This window comes from Humidesulfovibrio sp., from assembly GCF_030689645.1.
GTDB lineage: Bacteria > Desulfobacterota > Desulfovibrionia > Desulfovibrionales > Desulfovibrionaceae > Humidesulfovibrio.
On the sequence record NZ_JAUYFU010000020.1, the window covers coordinates 63424 to 78796 of the forward strand.

The window sequence follows — 15373 nt, forward strand, 5'->3', positions numbered from 1 at the left end:
ACGCCATGAACCTGCCCCGGCCCGCAAGCCCATGCCCCCTGCCCGGGGGCGCGGATCTGCTGAATGCGGTGAACGCGGGCGTGCTGGTGCTCAACCCGGACAACGGCGAGATCCTCTCGGCCAACGACCGCGCCCGGGGCATACTCTGCGCCGGGGGACAGCTTCCGACCCTGGGCAGCCTGTTCCCGCGCGGCGAGTTCCGTCTGGCTGACCTGCTGGAAGGCGTCAGCGGCGTGGAATGCCGGGTCTACGGGTCCCAGGGCCAGCCCGTGCCGGTGCTTCTCGCTTCGCGCCTGGTGGAGCGCCCCGACAGCCAGGCGAGGCTCATCCTCACCATCACTGACCTTTCCCTGCTGCGCCGGGCCGAGGCGCGCTACCAGAGCTTCTTCGAAAACGTCATTGAGGGCGTTTTCCAGTCCACCAAAAGCGGCCGCTACCTCATGGTCAATCCAGGTCTTGCGAGCATTTTGGGCTTCGACTCCCCTGAGGAGCTCATCGCCCACTTCAAGGATCTGCGCAGCCAGCTCTACGTGGACCCGGCGGACCGCGACACCCTCTTCCGCGTCCTGGGTGAGTCCGGGCAGATCAAGGGCTTTGAGACGCGCTTCATCTGCAAGGACGGCTCCACCCGCTGGATCTCCCTCACCGCGCGCGAGGTGCGTGACCCCACCACCGGCGAACTTCTGTACATCGAAGGCCTGAACATCGACATCACGGCGCGCAAAGAGGCCGAGCGCGCGCTGAAGGAGAGCGAGGAGAAATTCCGGCACACCTTCGACCAGTCGCCCATCGGGGCCAGCATGGTCAGCCTGGACAACACCTTTATGCGCGCCAACGAGGCCTTCACCCGCATCACCGGCTACACCGAAGACGAGCTCAAGCGCATCACCTTCGACTCCATCACCCACCCGGACGAGCGCGGCGAAAGCCTGCGGCAGTACGACCGGGTCAAACGCGGCGAGATCGACTCCTGGGAGCAGGACAAGCGCTACATCCACAAGAACGGCCACGAGGTCTGGGTTCACCTTTCCGCCGGGCTGGTGCGCGACTCCTCCGGGCGGCCGCTGTACCTGCTGCCCATGGTGCAGGACATCAACCACCGGGTGGAGACCGAGCGGGCCATGCAGGCCATCCACGCCGAAAAGGAGCGCCTGCGCTCCGGCCTGGAGGCGGTGTTCCGCTCCATCCCCGACGCCATCGTCACCGTGGACACGAACATGCGCATCATCCAGACCAATCGCGCCCTCTCCGAGATCTGCTGCATCGGGGAGGAGCTGCGCCAAGGCAAGGATCTTGCCTGCGCCAGCGGCTCGTGCAAGCGGGGCTGCTTCACGGTGCTGCGCACCACCCTGGAGACCCGCAAGCCGGTGTTCGAGCACCGCGTGGAATGCCAGTCTCGCGCGCCGGGCAAGGTGGTGGTCATCAACAGCTCGCCGCTCATCGACCAGGACAACAACTTCGCGGGAGCGGTGCTGGTCATCCGCGACATCACCCGCCTGGCGGACCTGGAGAAGCGCCTGACGGACCGCCACAGCCACCGGGGCATCGTGGGCAAAAGCAAGGTCATGCAGGACATCTACGCCGTGCTCGACCAGCTGTCCGACGTGGAGTCCACTGTGCTCATCACCGGCGAATCGGGCACGGGCAAGGAGCTCATCGCCGAGGCGCTGCACTACGGCGGCTCGCGCTCCAAGGGGCCGCTCATCAAGGTCAACTGCTCGGCCCTGTCCGAAAGCCTGCTGGAGAGCGAGCTCTTCGGCCACATGCGCGGGGCCTTCACAGGGGCCATCCGCGACAAGATAGGCCGCTTCGAGGCTGCGGAAAGCGGCACCATCTTTCTCGACGAAATCGGCGACATCTCTCCGCGCATCCAGTTGAACCTTCTGCGCGTGCTTGAGCGAAAGGAATTCGAGCGCGTGGGCGACTCCCGCACGAGAAAGGCCAACGTGCGCGTGCTGGCCGCAACCAACGTGGACCTCCTGGACAAGATCCGTCAGGGGCTCTTCCGCGAGGATCTCTATTACCGCCTCAAGGTCATGGTCATCCAGTTGCCGCCCCTGCGCGACCGCACGGAGGACATTCCCCTGCTCATGGCCCACTTCATCAATCAGTTTCAGGCCAGCTTCGGCAAGCGCATCACCAAATGCTCGGACGAGGTCATGCGGCTGTTCATGACCTACCCCTGGCCGGGCAATGTGCGCGAGCTCAAGTACTCGCTGGAGCACGCCTGCATCCTCTGCCCCGGAGGCGAAATCGCCAGCGCGCACCTACCGGTGGACCTGCTGCGCTTCGGAGAGGGGCACACCAGCCCGCGACTGACGAATCTGCCGACTCAGCGCCGGGTGGCTGGAACCGGTCTGACCCGCGACGACATCCAGCGGGCACTGGCCCATGCGGGCGACAACCGGACCAAGGCGGCGCGGCTTCTGGGCGTGGACCGGCGCACTTTGTATCGCAATATGGCGAAACATCAGATAGGCTGAAAGCCCCCGACCTAGGCGGGACGAAACATGTGGCGCCCCACACGTGTGGCGCCACATGTGTGGCATTCGCCACATGTTTCGCAAAAAACGAGCAGTGGCGCTGCGAGCCTGTTAGAAACCCAACACCCCAGAAATAAATGCTTTTCTTTCAGCAAAGCTCCGAAAGTTGAACCAGGGCCGGACTGGCACACCTATTGCTCAAACAGACCTTGCGCGCATACTCGGCATGGCCGAATTTTGAGAGGGGGCTCATGCCTGCCGAGGGCGCACGGGGGAAAGGCCGACAAGAGGCCGAAACGTAGCGGGGGGCCACGCCCCACGCACAACCACGTTCCGCTTTACGCGGTTCAAGGAGCAGGGGAATGGCAGAAGCAGGGGTGAAGAAAGCATTTTACAGGTCTTTGTACTTCCAGGTGATCATGGGCATCTGCATCGGCATCGCCCTCGGCGTGTTTTTCCCGGGCAAGGATGGCCTGGCCGCACAGATGAAGCCCTTTGGCGACGCCTTCATCAAGATGATCAAGATGATCATCGCTCCCATAATTTTCTGCACCGTCGTGGTGGGCATCGCCAAAATGGGCGACATGGGCAAGGTGGGCCGCGTGGGCCTGAAGGCCATGCTCTATTTCTGGACCATGACGCTCTTGGCCTTGGCCATCGGCCTGGTGGTTGTGAATTTTTACCAGCCCGGCGCGGGCATGAACCTCGACGTGTCCACCATGGACATGAGCGCGGTTGAAAAATACGCGGGCAGCGCCAAGAAGCTCTCCACCATCGACTTCATTCTGAACATCATCCCCACCAACGTGGTGGACGCCTTCGCCAAGGGCGAAATCCTTCAGGTGCTGTTCTTCTCCATCTTCTTCGGCCTGGCGCTCTCCGCCCTGGGCGAAAAGGCCAAGACCGTCACCAAATTCATCGACGAGTTCGGCAAGGGCCTGTTCAAGGTCGTCCACTACATCATGTTCTTCGCGCCCATGGGCGCCTTCGGCGCCATGGCCTACGTGGTTGGCGCCCACGGCGTGAGCAGTCTCCAGCAGCTCATGTACCTCATGGCCGGCGTGTACACCACCTGCTTCCTGTTCATCTTCGTGGTGTTGTGGGCCGTCTGCCGCATGGCCGGCTTCAGCCTGTGGCGCTACCTCTGCTTCATCAAGGAGGAGATCCTGCTGGTGCTCGGCACCTCTTCTTCCGAGTCCGCCCTGCCGCGCATGATGGCCAAGATGGAAGTGGCCGGCTGCAACCGCTCCGTGGTTGGCCTTACCCTGCCCATGGGCTACTCCTTCAACCTTGACGGCACCTGCATCTACCTGACCATGGCAGCGGTGTTTCTGGCCCAGGCCACCAACACCCCGCTGACCCTGAGCGACGAGCTTTACATGATGGGCATCCTGCTCCTCACCAGCAAGGGCGCAGCCGCAGTCACCGGCGGCGGATTCATCACCCTGGCCGCCACCCTGGGCTCCCTGCACACCATCCCCATCGCCTCCATCGCCGTGCTGCTGGGCGTCGACCGCTTCATGAGCGAGGCGCGCGCCATCACCAACCTCATCGGCAACGGCGTGGCCACCATCGTGGTCGCCAAGTGGGAAGGCGCGCTGGACACGGAAGCCATGAACAGGGCCTTCTCCGGCAAGAACGAACAGGCCGAGGATTCCCCGGAAGAAATCATCGACGGCGAAGCCGTCCCTGTTGTCATCCATGCTGACAAGGGCTAACGCCCTCTGATCCCAAGAACACAGTGCCTGGAGGATTTATGTCTCTTTCCTCGACCGCCAACCACCCGACCCTGAACGCGCGCCGCATGGACGGCGTTCTCGACTGGGCGCAGATGCTCTCCGGAGTCGGCCTCATCGCCTTCATGTGGGCGCACATGCTGCTGGTGGGCAGCGTGCTCTTAAGCCCGGCAATCATGAACGACATCGCCGAGTTCTTTGAAAAAAGCGGCATGGCCCAGGTGGGCGGCCCGCTCATCTTCCTGCTCTTCATGGCGCACTTCGTCCTGGCCGCGCGCAAGATCCCCTTCCGCCTTGAAAACCAGAAGACCATCTGGGAGCACGCGAAGCTGCTGCACCACGCCGACACCTGGCTGTGGGTGGTGCAGGCCTCAACGGCCATGGTCATCCTCATCATGGGCGCCATCCACATGTGGGCCGTGCTCTCCGACCTGCCCATCGTGGCGCTGAAGTGCGCGGAGACCCTGCAAAAGAACAAGTGGTGGCTGGCGTTTTACCTGCTGCTGGCCCCGCTGGTCCACGTCCACCTCGGCATCGGCCTGTACCGCATCGCCGTGAAATGGGGATTTGCAGGCCGCGCCGAACGCAAGGGACTCAAACGCTTTGTTAATGTGCTGATCCTGGTCTCCGTTGGCATCAGCGTGCTGACGCTGTTCCGGTTCTGGTTCATGGAAGCCTAGGGAGATACGGAATGCAGACTATCTACACCGACGTACTCGTCATCGGCGCCGGCCTGGCCGGCGAACGCGCGGCCATCGAAGCCGCACAGGCGGGCTTCTCCGCCATCTGCTTGAGCCTTGTGCCATCGCGCCGTTCGCACTCCTCCGCCGCCATGGGCGGCATGCAGGCGGCCCTGGGCAACTGCGCCAAGGGCGACGGCGACTGCCCCGACGTGCACTTCTCCGACACGGTGAAGGGCTCTGACTGGGGCTGCGACCAGGAAGTGGCGCGCATGTTCGCCGACAACGCCCCCATTGAGATGCGCCGCCTGGCGCATTGGGGGGTGCCCTGGGGCCGCGTGGTTCCGGGCAAAGGCAGCTACTTCAAGGGCGGCAAGCTCTACGACAAGGAAGAGAAAGAGGAAAACCGCGGGCTCATAAATTCCCGCGACTTTGGCGGCACGGCCAAGTGGCGCACCTGCTACGTGTCCGACGGCACGGGCCACAGCGTGCTCTACACAGTGGACAACGTCTGCGCCAAGCTGGGCGTCGAGGTCCACGACAAGACCGAAGCCATCTCCCTGATCCACGACGGCGCGACCTGCTTCGGCGCTGTGGCCCGGTGCCTGCGCACGGGCGAGCTGCGCGTGTACCTGGCCAAGGCCTCGGTCATCGCCACTGGCGGCTTTGGCCGCATCTACCCCGGCACCACCAACGCCGTCATCTGCGACGGCGGCGGACACATCACGGCGCTGAACACCGGCATCGTGCCCATGGGCAACATGGAGGCCGTGCAGTTCCACCCGACAGGCATCGTGCCCACGGAGATCCTGGTCACCGAGGGCTGCCGCGGCGACGGCGGCACGCTCCTCGACGTCAACGAAGAACGCTTCATGCACGTGTACGAGCCTGAGAAGCAGGAGCTGGCCTCCCGCGACGTGGTGGCGCGCTGGATGACGCACCACATCCGCCAGGGCAAGGGCGTCAAGAGCCCCTATGGCGACCACCTCTGGCTGGACATCCGCCACCTGGGCGAGAAGCACATCACCGGCAAGCTGCGCGAAGTGTATGAGATCTGCACCTCGTTCCTCGGCGTGGACCCCATCCACCAGCTCATCCCGGTCCGCCCCACCCATCACTACAGCATGGGCGGCGTGCGCACCAACAAGGACGGCGCGGCCTATGGCCTGGGAGGCCTGTTCAGCGTGGGCGAGGCCGCCTGCTGGGACATGCACGGCTTCAACCGCCTGGGCGGCAACTCCCTGGCCGAAACCGTCGTGGCCGGCGGCATCGTTGGCAAGAAGATCGCCGAGTTCCTGCAAGGAGCAGAGGTCACCTTCAACTCCGCCGTCATCGACGCCGAAGTGAAGAAGCAGCAGGAGCGCATCCAGAACGTCATCCGCTGCAAGGCCGGGACCGAGAACGTCTACAAGGTCCGCGCCGCCATGCAGGACGCACTGTTCAAGGGGGCCAACATCTTCCGCACCAAGGAAGGGCTCACCGAGTGCATCGCCACCCTGCAGGAAACCCTGGCGCGCGCGCGCAAGGTCGGCCTCAAGAGCAACGGCCTGGGCGTGAACCCGGAACTCTCCGCCGCCCTCAAGATCGAAGGCCAGGTCAAGATGGCCCTCATGCTCTCCTGCGGAGCGCTGAACCGCACCGAGTCCCGCGGGAGCCACAACCGCGAGGACTTCCCGGCCCGCAACGACCGCGACTGGCTGTCGCGCACTCTGGCCTACTGGAAAAGCGAAACGGACGACCTGCCCACCCTGAAGTACGAGGCCGCCACGCAGGTGTTCCACATCCCGCCCGGCGACCGCGGCTATGGCAAGAGCGAGATCATCAAGGCCGATGCTAAGGCCGAGAGCAAGGGGGAGTAGGGCATGGCCAGATCGCTGAAATTCAACATCTTCCGGTACAACCCCCAGGACTCTGAATCCACCCCGCACATGGAGTCGTTCGTGCTGGAGGAGACGGACTCCATGACCTTGTTCATCGCCCTGAACCGCATCCGCGAGGAGCAGGACCCAAGCCTGCAGTTCGACTTCTGCTGCCGGGCCGGCATCTGCGGCTCCTGCGGCATGGTGATAAACGGCCGCCCGGGCCTGGCCTGCCACACCAAGACCAAGGACCTGCCAGCCGACATCACCCTCTTGCCCCTGCCGGTGTTCCAACTGGTGGGCGACCTCTCGGTGGACACGGGCTCCTGGTTCCGCGAGCTCTACGACACGGTTGAGTCGTGGATCCACACCAAGAAGGTCTTCGACCCCGCCGCGCCCGAAGAGCGCATGGAAGACGAGGTGGCCGAGTCCATCTACGAACTTGACCGCTGCATCGAATGCGGCTGCTGCATTGCGGCCTGCGGCACCGCGCGCATGCGCCCCGACTTCCTGGGCGCCGCTGGCATCAACAAGGTGGGCCGCTTCCTCATCGACCCGCGCGACGAGCGCACCGAGCAGGACTACTACGAGATCATCGGCACCGACATGGGCATCTTCGGCTGCATGGGCCTGCTGGCCTGCGAGGACGTGTGCCCCAAGCACATGCCCCTGCAGAACCAGCTGGGCTTCCTGCGCCGCAAGATGGGCATCACCGCCCTCAAGAACTTCTTCGGGAAGTAGCCGCAGGGCTTCGGGCAAGGAGACCACATGAAGGAAATCAAAGCGGCGGACATCTCGGCGGCCGTGGCGCGCATGTGCATAAGCGCCAACACCAGGCTGCCCGACGATGTCCGCAGGAAATTCGAGGAAGGCCTGGCCAACGAGACCACGGCTGCCGGCAAGGAGATCTTCCGCCAGCTCATCGAGAATGCGGACCTCTCCTTCGACACCAAGCTGCCTCTGTGCCAGGACTGCGGTTTGGCCGTGTTCTATGTGGAGATGGGCGAGGAGGTCGTGGTTCCCGGCGGCATCAACAAGGCCATCAACGAGGGCATGGTCAAGGGCTATCAGGACGGCTTCCTGCGCAAAAGCTCCTGCGACCCGCTGACGCGAAAGAACACCGGCGACAACGGCCCGGCCATCATCCACATGGACATGGTGCCCGGAGACGGGCTCAAGATCAGCTACATGGCCAAGGGCGGCGGTTCTGAGAACATGAGCCGCGTGACCATGCTTTCCCCCAGCCAGGGCTGGGAGGGCATCAAGAAGTTCGTGGTGAACCGCGTGGCCGAGGCAGGGCCGAATCCCTGTCCGCCCATCATCCTTGGCGTCGGCATCGGCGGCAATTTCGAGATCGCGCCCAAGATCGCCAAAAAAGCGCTCTTGCGTAAACTCGACGACACCCACCCGGACGCGAAAATCGCCGAGATGGAGGCCGAACTCCTGGCGGCGGTGAACAAGCTCGGCATCGGGCCCATGGGCCTGGGCGGCAGCTACACCTGCCTGGCGGTGAAGATCGCCATGGCCCCCTGCCACATCGCCAGCCTGCCCCTGGCCGTCAACGTGCAGTGCCACAGCGCCCGGCACGAGGAGGCGGAGTTCTGATGCCCACTTACTCGCTGAACACCCCGCTTACGGATGCGGACATCGAAAAACTGCGCGCGGGCGACGTGGTGCTCTTGAACGGCATCATCTACTCTGGCCGCGACGCCGCACACAAAAAGCTGATGGAGCTTCTGGACAAGGGTGAACCCCTGCCCTTCGACCTCAAGGGAGCCTCCATCTACTACGTCGGCCCCTCCCCGGCGCCCCCGGGCCGCCCCATCGGGTCCGCCGGGCCGACGACCAGCTACCGCATGGACGCCTACGCCCCGCGCCTCATCGCGCTCGGCCTCAAGGCAACCATCGGCAAGGGCAAGCGCTCCGATGAGGTGAAGAAGGCCATGGCCGGGCACAAGGCCGTGTACTTCGGCGCCACCGGCGGAGCGGGCGCGCTTCTGTCCAAGTGCATCACCGCGTCCAAGGTCATCGCCTTTGACGAGCTTGGGCCGGAGGCCGTGCGCGAAATGACCGTGCAGGACTTCCCGCTGCTGGTCATCAACGACGCCTTTGGCGGAGAGTTGTACGCCAAGCCCAACCTCGAAGATTAGCTTCAAGACTTCCGGGGAGGTCGACGCGTGGCGCTACCGCCGCCGACCTGCCTCCTGGCCCCCCGGTCGCCGCTGCTGGGCCGCCCCCAGCTGTCCCGGATCAGCAGGGACAAGCACCCAGCCGCAGGCAGACATGACGGCGCAGGAGACGCACCTGGGCGCGGGTGGACGCAAGTCCGCCCGCGTCCTTGCTCTTATCCCCCCCCTTTGCTACGCTGAACTCTCCAGTCGGGATTTCCTCCCGCCTCCACCCACGCAGAACCTGCATTGCCGGGTTCTGCCCCGAAGGAGCCGCCCATGCAGAGCCCCCTGCAGGCCATCGACCTCACCACCAGCCGAGACCAGAGCTTTGTTGAGGACGTGGCGCGGGAGTCGGGCCAGGATCTCCGAAGCTGCTACCAGTGCGGCAACTGCACAGCAGGCTGCGCCTACACCATGAACTACGACATTCCCGTGCACCAGATCATGCGCTTGGTGCAGCTGGGCCTGCGGGACAAGGCGCTCTCCTGCCGGTCCATCTGGCTGTGCGCCACCTGCCAGGCCTGCACCACCCGCTGCCCCAACAACATCGAGGTGGCCGTGGTCATGGACGTGCTGCGGCACATGGCTCGCCGGGCCGGGCACGCCCCTGAGCGGCTGGTCAAGACCTTCACCGACGGCTTCCTGGCATCGGTGGCGCGGCATGGGCGTGTGTTCGAGGCCGGACTGGCAGCCTGCTTTGCCCTCAAATCCGGCAAGCCACTGCAAGACGCCGGGCTTGGCCCGGCCATGCTCTCGCGCGGGAAGCTGGCCTTCCTGCCCCATGAGCCGGGCGGAAACGGCAAGGCCGAAGTGGCAGCAATCTTCCAACGCTTCTTGAAAGACCAGGAGAGCGGCAAATGAGCGCGCCCTTGGGCTATTATCCCGGCTGCTCCCAAAGCGGCACTGCGGCCGAGTACGACATCTCCACCCGCGCCTGCTGCAAGGCCTTGGGCATCGAACTGGCCGACGTGCCGGACTGGACCTGCTGCGGCTCCACCCCGGCGCACACCGTGGACCACCACCTGGCCGGGGCCCTGTCCGCGCGCAACCTGCTCCAGGCCCAGGCCGCTGGCTTTGACCGCGTCATCACGCCTTGTCCCAGCTGCTTGTCCGCCCTCAAAACCGCAGACGCCCATCTGGCCCACGAGACCTATCGCGCCAAGGTGGAGCACCTGCTGGGCCGCCCCGGCCCCGGCCCAGTGAACTGCCAGAGCGTTCTCCAGGTGCTCTTCGAGCAGATCGGGCCAGGGGGCGTGAAGGCCAAGGTGACGCGGCCCCTTACGGGTCTGCGCGTGGCCCCGTACTACGGCTGCATCATGAACCGCCCGCCCGGGCTCATGAACTTTGACGACCCGGAAAACCCCATGGCCATGGACGCGCTGCTTTCCGCCTGCGGGGCAGAGGTTGTGGACTTCCCCTTCAAGACAGAGTGCTGCGGCGCGGCCTTCGGCATGCCCAGACTCGACGTCATGCAGCGTCTTTCCGCTCGGATTCTGGACATGGCGCGGTCCTGCGGGGCCGACGCCATCGTGGTGGCCTGCCCTCTGTGCCAGATGAATCTGGATCTGCGCCGTGGCCAAGTGAACAGCGCTTCGGGGCAAGATATCACCATGCCTGTTCCTTACTTCACCCAGTTGCTGGGCCTGGCCCTCGGCCTGCCCGATGCGGACCTGGCCCTGGGCAAGCTGGTGCTGCCCCTGGCCCCGGCCCTGATCGCCGCGAAAGAGCGCGAGGCTCAGCGTGAAGCCCACCGCGAGGGCGAGCGCGCCGCGAAGGAAGCCGTCAAGGCCGGTCACAGGCCCGCCCCACAGCCTGTTTGCGAGGAGGACGCGCCATGCGCATAGGCGTCATGGTCTGCCACTGCGGCAACAACATCGCCGCCACCGTGGACTGCGAGGCCGTGGCCGCAGCAGCCCGCGAGTTTCCGGACGTGGTCTACGCCACTGACCACATGTACGCCTGCTCCGATCCGGGCCAGAAGACCATCGAGCAGACCATCCGCGACCTGAAGCTCGACGGCGTTGTGGTGGCCTCCTGCTCGCCCCGCATGCACGAGATGACCTTCCGCCGGGCCGTGGAGCGCGCCGGGCTGAACCGCTACATGTTCGAGATGGCCAACATCCGCGAGCATGTGGCCTGGATTTCCCTTGACCGCAAGCGCAACACCCAGAAAGCCACGGATCTGGTGCGCATGGCCGTTGAAAAGCTGCGCGTGGACCGGCCCCTGACCCCCAAGAGCTTCGACGTGCAGAAGCGCGTGCTCATCGTGGGCGGCGGCGTGGCCGGCATCCAGGCCGCGCTGGACTGCGCCGACGGCGGGCTGGACGTGCTGCTGGTGGAGCGCAAGGCCTCCATCGGCGGCATCATGAGCAAGCTCGACAAGACTTTTCCCACCATCGACTGCTCCGTGTGCGTGCTGGGCCCCAAGATGGTGGACGCGGGCCAAAACCCACGCATCACCCTGCACACCTGCTCCGAGGTGGAGGAGGTGTCGGGCTATGTGGGCAATTTCGAGGTCAAGATCCGCAAGCGCACCACCTATGTGGACTGGACAAAATGCACGGGCTGCGGCGCCTGCCAGGAGAAATGCCCCAGCAGGAAGGTGCCCGACGCTTTCAACGAGAACATCAGCCTGACCACGGCCATCAACATTCCCTTTCCCCAGGCCATTCCCAAGCGCGCGACCATAAACGCCGCCCACTGCATCCGCCTCACCAAGGGCAAGTGCGGCGCCTGCGCCAAGATCTGCCCCACCGGGGCCATTGACTACGAGATGCAGGACGAGATCATCACCGAAAAGGTGGGAGCGATCATCGCTGCCACGGGCATCACGCTCTTCGACCACACCAGGCTGGGCGAATACGGGGCAGGGCGCTATCCGGACGTGGTCACCTCACTGGCCTATGAGCGCATGCTCTCGGCCTCCGGCCCAACCGCCGGGCACATCAAGCGCCCCAGCGACGGACGCGAGCCCAAGACCGTGGTGTTCATCTCCTGCGTGGGCAGCCGCGACCGCAGCGTTGACCGGCCTTACTGCTCCGGGTTCTGCTGCATGTACACGGCCAAGCAGGCCATCCTGACCCGCGACCACATCCCGGACTCCAAGGCCTTCGTGTTCTACATGGACATCCGCGCCAACGGGAAGGGCTACGAGGAGTTCGTGCGCCGCGCCCAGGAAGAATACGCAGTGGAGTACGTGCGTGGCCGCGTGGCCCACATATACCCCACTGCGGGCCCGGATGGCGGGCAGCTCATGGTGCGCGGGGCGGACACGCTTCTGGGCGCGCAGGTGGAGGTGGCGGCGGACCTGGTGGTGCTGGCAGTGGGCGCGGAGTCGTCTACGGGTGCGCCGGAGCTGGCGGAAAAACTGCACATTTCCTACGATCATTACGGCTTCTTCATGGAGAGTCACCCCAAGCTGCGCCCGGTTGAGACCAACACCGTGGGCATCTTTTTGGCTGGCGCCTGCCAGGGACCGAAAGACATCCCGGCCAGCGTGGCCCAGGCCAGCGCAGCCGCAGGCAAGGTGCTGGCCCTGCTCTCCAAGGACAAGCTTGAAAGCGATCCGCAGATCGCCCTGGTCCAGGCCATCCGCTGCATCGGCTGCGGCAAGTGCGAACGCACCTGCCCCTTCGGCGCCATCCGCATGCGCGAGCTGCGCGACGGCTCCAAGCGCGCCGAAGTGGTGGAGACCGTGTGCCAGGGCTGCGGCATCTGCAGCGTCACCTGTCCCGTGCGGGCCATCCAGCTCCAGCACTTCACCGACTCGCAATTGCTCGCGGAGGTCAATGCCCTATGCAGGACATGGGACGAGACTACAGAATCATAGGTTTTCTGTGCAACTGGTGCTCCTACGGGGGCGCGGATGCGGCAGGCGTGGCGCGGTTCAGCCAACCCACCGACCTGCGGATCATCCGCGTGCCGTGCTCCGGCCGCGTGGACCCCATGTTCGTGGCCAAGGCGCTTTTGTCCGGGGCCGACGGCGTGCTGGTCTCCGGCTGCCACCCGCGCGACTGCCATTACACCGAGGGCAACCTCTACGCCCGCAGAAGGCTGGAGATGCTGCGGCGCTTCCTGCCCGTCCTGGGTGTGGACGAGGGCCGCTTCGAATACATCTGGGTCTCGGCGTCGGAGGGCTCGCGCTGGCGCGACATGGTGACCAAGTTCACGGACAAGATCCACCAGCTCGGCCCCATGCCGCGCATGACCGAGCCCGCCCGCACCCTGTGCGCGCTTGACGGCATGCTCGGCCAGTCCCTGGCCCAGCCGGACATGACCCAGCCGGGGCAGCCTGTTCTGCCGGACTGGAGCAAACCGGCGCCGCCTCTCACCCCAAGGGCCGACGCCATGCTGTCCATGTCCGACATCGCGGGAATCGCCCCTGAAACCAAGGGGGACGGCAATGGCCGCTGACCAAGCCAAGGACGCCCGCCAGGCCGAACTGCGCGCTTCGGTCATATCCGAGCTGCCCAACGTGGATTTCGTGCTGGGCTACGCCAAGGGCTTCGACCCCCTGCACGCTACGCCGATCACGGTGCGGAGTGAAAAGGACGCGGCCCGGCTCATCTTCGACGCCACCTGCGTGCAGAACCTCACCACCGGACTATACGGCCTCAAGGGCAAGCGCATCGGCCTCGTGGTCAAGGGCTGCGACTCGCGCTCAGTGGTCCAGCTGCTGCAAGAGAAGCTGGTGGAGCGCAGCGAGCTGGTGATTTTCGGCATGCCCTGCGACGGCGTGCTGGATCTGGCCAAAATCCGCGTGCGCACGGACATCACCCAGGTGCGCGGGGCAGAGGTAACGGGCGAGGAAGTGCGCCTGCTGCTGCCCGACGGACCCAAGGTGCTGCCCCGGCGCGATGTGCTGGCCGACAAGTGCCTGCGCTGCCGCTACCCCAACCCCATAGTCTCCGACCACCTCATCGGCCAGGAGCTGACGCCCCAGGGGGCCGAGGACACCTACGCCGACCTGGACGGGTTCGAAAAGCTATCGCCCCAGGAACGCTTCGACTTCTGGAAGCGCCAGATGAGCCGCTGCATCCGCTGCTACGCCTGCCGCAATGCCTGCCCGCTATGCGTGTGCAAGCACGTTTGCCTGGCCGACAGCCGCGACCCCCACTGGCTTTCAGCCGAGGCCACCTTGCAGGAGAAATGGCTGTTCCAGGTCATGCATGCCCTGCACCTGGCCGGGCGCTGCACCGAATGCGGCGAGTGCCAGCGCTCCTGCCCCATGGGCATCCCCATCCTGCTCCTCAAGCGCAAGATGAACCGCGAGCTCAAGGAGCTCTTCAATTACGAGGCCGGCGTGGACCCGGAAGCCGTGCCGCCGCTGCACACCTTCCTCATGGAGGAAGACAAGATCAAGGACCGGGGGCAGCTATGGTAGCACGATTCCTGGCCACCGAAGCCCTGGCGGACATCGCCGCCGCCTGGGCGCGCGACCACCGCCTGCTGGCGCCCGTGCGCGAGGGAGCCGCCGTGCTCTACCGCCCGTGGGCCAAGGACATGCACCCCTTCCTGGGGCGGCCGCCCACGTCCTCGGCCAAAGAGGCGCTCTTGCCCCAAACCGAGAACCTGCTGACCTACACCTACCGCAAGGACCGCGATGACCTGACGCGCACCGAGGTGTTCCTGGCCGAGCCATTGCCGCAGGAGCCCACCCTGGTGCTGGGCTCGCGCCCATGCGACGCCAGGGGCCGCAAGCTCCTTGACCGCGTGTTCCTGGAGCGCGGCGTCAAGGACCCGCTGTACGAGGCCCGGCGAAAAGCCACCCTGTTCGTCACCGTGGCCTGCGAGCGCCTGGAGAACACCTGCTTCTGTCACTGGACCGGCGGCGGACCCATGTCCGAGGAAGGCTCTGATGTGCTGCTCTTCGCGGTGAGCGGCGGGTTTGCGGCCAAGGCCATCACCGAGGCCGGGGAACAACTGCTCGCCCCCCTGCCCGAGGTCGGCCCGCAGGTTCAGGAAGAACTGGCGGCCAAGCTCGCCAGCCCGGTGGAGCCCGGACCCGCGCCCGACCTGTCCAAGGCCCCGGAGCGTTTTCTCAAGCTCTTCGGCGACATGGATTTCTGGATGGACCAGTCGGCGCGTTGCCTGTCCTGCGGTGTCTGCACCTACCTGTGCCCCACCTGCTCGTGCTTCAACATCACTGATGAAAACAGCGGCATGAAGGGCAAGCGCCTGCGCACCTGGGACACCTGCATGAGCGCCCTGTACACGCTGGAAGGCAGCGGCCACAATCCGCGCGTGAGCCGGGCCCACAGGCTGCGCAACCGCGTGGGGCACAAGTTCTGCTACCACCCGCAGGAATTCCCGGCAGCGACAGCCCAGCCTGAGTTCTCCTGCACGGGCTGCGGGCGGTGCATCAAGTCCTGCCCCGTGTCCGTGGACATCCGCAGCATCGTCCTCGACATTCTGGAAAAAGGTGACAAGTCGTGAGCGCGAACC

13 protein-coding genes are annotated in these 15373 nt (G+C 65.2%); all 13 read left to right on the plus strand.

From position 1 onward, the window contains the following. The first annotated feature begins 5 nt into the window (after nucleotides 1-5). Nucleotides 6-2483, plus strand: coding sequence for a sigma 54-interacting transcriptional regulator (locus Q8O35_RS02785; RefSeq protein WP_305570356.1), 2478 nt, complete (start codon nucleotides 6-8; stop codon nucleotides 2481-2483). Nucleotides 2484-2845: 362 nt separating this feature from the next. Then, nucleotides 2846-4201, plus strand: a complete 1356-nt coding sequence (locus Q8O35_RS02790) for a dicarboxylate/amino acid:cation symporter (RefSeq protein WP_305570358.1) — start codon at nucleotides 2846-2848, stop codon at nucleotides 4199-4201. Between the two features lie 38 nt (nucleotides 4202-4239). Next, nucleotides 4240-4899, plus strand: coding sequence for a succinate dehydrogenase/fumarate reductase cytochrome b subunit (locus Q8O35_RS02795; RefSeq protein WP_305570360.1), 660 nt, complete (start codon nucleotides 4240-4242; stop codon nucleotides 4897-4899). Nucleotides 4900-4910: 11 nt separating this feature from the next. Next, the gene (locus tag Q8O35_RS02800; RefSeq protein WP_305570362.1) at nucleotides 4911-6758 is read left to right on the plus strand and encodes a fumarate reductase flavoprotein subunit; all 1848 of its coding nucleotides are present in this window, start codon (nucleotides 4911-4913) and stop codon (nucleotides 6756-6758) included. A gap of 3 nt (nucleotides 6759-6761) precedes the next feature. Further along, nucleotides 6762-7499 carry a fumarate reductase iron-sulfur subunit gene (locus Q8O35_RS02805; RefSeq protein WP_305570364.1) on the plus strand — a complete coding sequence of 246 codons (738 nt, stop codon included), beginning with the start codon at nucleotides 6762-6764 and terminating at the stop codon, nucleotides 7497-7499. Between the two features lie 27 nt (nucleotides 7500-7526). Then, a complete protein-coding gene (locus tag Q8O35_RS02810; RefSeq protein ID WP_305570366.1) occupies nucleotides 7527-8363 on the plus strand; it encodes a fumarate hydratase in 837 nt (278 codons plus the stop codon). Beyond that, nucleotides 8363-8908 (plus strand): Fe-S-containing hydro-lyase, encoded by a 546-nt coding sequence (locus Q8O35_RS02815; protein ID WP_305570368.1) that lies wholly within the window; start codon nucleotides 8363-8365, stop codon nucleotides 8906-8908. The genes Q8O35_RS02810 and Q8O35_RS02815 overlap by 1 nt, the downstream gene beginning before the upstream one ends. A 309-nt stretch (nucleotides 8909-9217) precedes the next feature. Beyond that, the gene (locus tag Q8O35_RS02820; RefSeq protein ID WP_371133086.1) at nucleotides 9218-9790 is read left to right on the plus strand and encodes a 4Fe-4S dicluster domain-containing protein; all 573 of its coding nucleotides are present in this window, start codon (nucleotides 9218-9220) and stop codon (nucleotides 9788-9790) included. After that, the gene (locus Q8O35_RS02825; RefSeq protein WP_305570372.1) at nucleotides 9787-10773 is read left to right on the plus strand and encodes a CoB--CoM heterodisulfide reductase iron-sulfur subunit B family protein; all 987 of its coding nucleotides are present in this window, start codon (nucleotides 9787-9789) and stop codon (nucleotides 10771-10773) included. The genes Q8O35_RS02820 and Q8O35_RS02825 overlap by 4 nt, the downstream gene beginning before the upstream one ends. Next, on the plus strand, nucleotides 10764-12758 hold the full coding sequence (locus tag Q8O35_RS02830) for a CoB--CoM heterodisulfide reductase iron-sulfur subunit A family protein (protein WP_305570374.1): 1995 nt from the start codon (nucleotides 10764-10766) through the stop codon (nucleotides 12756-12758). Before Q8O35_RS02825 ends, Q8O35_RS02830 begins: the two co-directional genes overlap by 10 nt. Further along, a complete protein-coding gene (locus Q8O35_RS02835; protein ID WP_305570376.1) occupies nucleotides 12725-13342 on the plus strand; it encodes a hydrogenase iron-sulfur subunit in 618 nt (205 codons plus the stop codon). Before Q8O35_RS02830 ends, Q8O35_RS02835 begins: the two co-directional genes overlap by 34 nt. Further along, a complete protein-coding gene (locus Q8O35_RS02840) occupies nucleotides 13332-14312 on the plus strand; it encodes a 4Fe-4S dicluster domain-containing protein (protein ID WP_305570378.1) in 981 nt (326 codons plus the stop codon). Before Q8O35_RS02835 ends, Q8O35_RS02840 begins: the two co-directional genes overlap by 11 nt. Beyond that, entirely contained in the window at nucleotides 14306-15364 is a 1059-nt protein-coding gene (locus tag Q8O35_RS02845) for a 4Fe-4S dicluster domain-containing protein (RefSeq protein ID WP_305570380.1), read from the plus strand. The genes Q8O35_RS02840 and Q8O35_RS02845 overlap by 7 nt, the downstream gene beginning before the upstream one ends. Nucleotides 15365-15373: the final 9 nt, after the last annotated feature.

Excerpts from the sequence above, each read along its gene's own strand:
- Q8O35_RS02845 (WP_305570380.1), top strand. The coding sequence starts at position 14,306 with ATGGTAGCACGATTCCTGGCCACCGAAGCCCTGGCGGACATCGCCGCC.
- Q8O35_RS02800 (WP_305570362.1), top strand. The coding sequence starts at position 4,911 with ATGCAGACTATCTACACCGACGTACTCGTCATCGGCGCCGGCCTGGCC.
- Q8O35_RS02825 (WP_305570372.1), top strand. The coding sequence starts at position 9,787 with ATGAGCGCGCCCTTGGGCTATTATCCCGGCTGCTCCCAAAGCGGCACT.
- Q8O35_RS02805 (WP_305570364.1), top strand. The coding sequence starts at position 6,762 with ATGGCCAGATCGCTGAAATTCAACATCTTCCGGTACAACCCCCAGGAC.
- Q8O35_RS02840 (WP_305570378.1), top strand. The coding sequence starts at position 13,332 with ATGGCCGCTGACCAAGCCAAGGACGCCCGCCAGGCCGAACTGCGCGCT.
- Q8O35_RS02830 (WP_305570374.1), top strand. The coding sequence starts at position 10,764 with ATGCGCATAGGCGTCATGGTCTGCCACTGCGGCAACAACATCGCCGCC.
- Q8O35_RS02815 (WP_305570368.1), top strand. The coding sequence starts at position 8,363 with ATGCCCACTTACTCGCTGAACACCCCGCTTACGGATGCGGACATCGAA.
- Q8O35_RS02790 (WP_305570358.1), top strand. The coding sequence starts at position 2,846 with ATGGCAGAAGCAGGGGTGAAGAAAGCATTTTACAGGTCTTTGTACTTC.
- Q8O35_RS02795 (WP_305570360.1), top strand. The coding sequence starts at position 4,240 with ATGTCTCTTTCCTCGACCGCCAACCACCCGACCCTGAACGCGCGCCGC.
- Q8O35_RS02785 (WP_305570356.1), top strand. The coding sequence starts at position 6 with ATGAACCTGCCCCGGCCCGCAAGCCCATGCCCCCTGCCCGGGGGCGCG.
- Q8O35_RS02835 (WP_305570376.1), top strand. The coding sequence starts at position 12,725 with ATGCAGGACATGGGACGAGACTACAGAATCATAGGTTTTCTGTGCAAC.
- Q8O35_RS02810 (WP_305570366.1), top strand. The coding sequence starts at position 7,527 with ATGAAGGAAATCAAAGCGGCGGACATCTCGGCGGCCGTGGCGCGCATG.